The organism is Kitasatospora sp. NPDC094028 (assembly GCF_049543595.1).
In the GTDB taxonomy this organism is placed as follows: Bacteria; Actinomycetota; Actinomycetes; order Streptomycetales; family Streptomycetaceae; genus Kitasatospora.
In genome coordinates, this window is the sequence record NZ_JBMVFA010000028.1 from 1 (window position 1) to 1,231 (window position 1,231).

A 1,231-nucleotide genomic window follows, 5' to 3' on the forward strand; every position below is an offset into this window, starting at 1 on the left:
ACGGCGTTGACCTCGGCGCCCGACCCGTCGGTGTTCGGCCAGCCCAAGGTCCTCACTGCCACCGTCACCGTCGCCGCCCCCGGAGCCGGCACCCCGACCGGGACGGTGTCGTTCTTCGACGGCGTCACGCTGCTGGGCACTGGCACGCTGGACGCCACCGGCACGGCCACCTTCACCAGTTCGGCTCTGGGTGTCGGCATCCACGCGCTGACCGCCGTCTACAGCGGCGACACCGCCTTCAACGGCTCCACCTCCCCCGTCGACGCGCAGACCGTGAACACGGCGGACACCACCACGGCGTTGACCTCGGCGCCCGACCCGTCGGTGTTCGGCCAGCCCAAGGTCCTCACTGCCACCGTCACCGTCGCCGCCCCCGGAGCCGGCACCCCCACCGGCACGGTGTCGTTCTTCGACGGCGCCACCCTGCTGGGCACTGGCACTGTCGTCGCGGGCGTGGCGACCTTCACCACCACCGACCTCGCTGTCGGCACCCACGCCCTCACCGCCGTCTACAGCGGCGACACCGCCTTCAACGGCTCCACCTCTCCGGTGGACACCCAGACCGTGAACACGGCGGACACCACCACGGCGTTGACGTCCCTGCCCGACCCGTCGGTGTTCGGCCAGGCCAAGGTCCTCACCGCCACCGTCACCTCCGTGGACGGCATCCCGACCGGGACGGTGTCGTTCTTCGACGGCGCCACCCTGCTGGGCACTGGCACTGTCGTCGCGGGCGTGGCGACCTTCACCACCACCGACCTCGGCGTCGGCACCCACGCGCTGACCGCCGTGTACGGTGGAGACTCCGCCTTCAACGGCTCGACCTCTCCGGTGGACACCCAGACCGTGAACACGGCGGACACCACCACGGCGTTGACCTCGGCGCCCGACCCGTCGGTGTTCGGCCAGGCGAAGGTGCTGACCGCCACCGTCACCGCCACCGCCCCCGGAGCCGGCACCCCCACCGGGACGGTGTCGTTCTTCGACGGCGCCACCCTGCTGGGCACCGCCACCCTGGACGCCACCGGCACCGGCACCCTCACCACCACCGACCTCGCTGTCGGCACCCACGCGCTGACCGCCGTCTACAGCGGAGACACCAGCTTCAACGGCTCGACCTCTCCGGTGGACACCCAGACCGTGAACATGGCGGACACCAGCACGGTGTTGACGTCCCTGCCTGACCCGTCGGTGTTCGGTCAGGCGAAGGTGCTGACCGCCACTGTCACCG

1 protein-coding gene is annotated in these 1,231 nt (G+C 71.2%); it reads left to right on the plus strand.

The window, feature by feature from the left end:
• Positions 1 to 1,231: Ig-like domain-containing protein (locus tag ACPC54_RS30895; protein WP_498969535.1), on the plus strand; the 1,231-nt coding region annotated here is incomplete at both ends.